Origin of the sequence: Pseudomonas sp. SIMBA_067, assembly GCF_046534675.1 — a bacterium.
In the GTDB taxonomy this organism is placed as follows: domain Bacteria; phylum Pseudomonadota; class Gammaproteobacteria; order Pseudomonadales; family Pseudomonadaceae; genus Aquipseudomonas; species Aquipseudomonas putida.
Map to the genome: position 1 here is coordinate 1 of NZ_JAWRYH010000451.1, position 271 is coordinate 271.

A 271-nucleotide genomic window follows, 5' to 3' on the forward strand; every position below is an offset into this window, starting at 1 on the left:
CCAGTAGCTGTCACCCAGGTTGTCGACGCGAACACCACCACTGCGACGGCTGCTGGAGTGAATAAACTGGTTATCGCCCAAGTAGATACCGGCGTGGCTGACACGACCACGACCCGCTGTGCTAAAGAAAAGCAGATCACCCGGCTTGAGATTGTTGCGTGCGACCAACGGTGCATTCACGTTGCTCATTTCGCGCGTCGAGCGTGGCAGGTTCATGCCGGCTTCTTCACGAAACAGGTAGCCGATGAAGCCGCTGCAATCGAAACCGGCT

The 271-nt window shown here is 57.2% G+C and carries 1 protein-coding gene; it reads right to left on the minus strand.

Going from position 1 to position 271, the window contains the following annotated elements; all coding sequences use genetic code 11:
• A partial coding sequence (locus SB765_RS29855) for a C40 family peptidase (protein ID WP_410932524.1) occupies nt 1-271 on the minus strand: 271 nt, incomplete at both ends.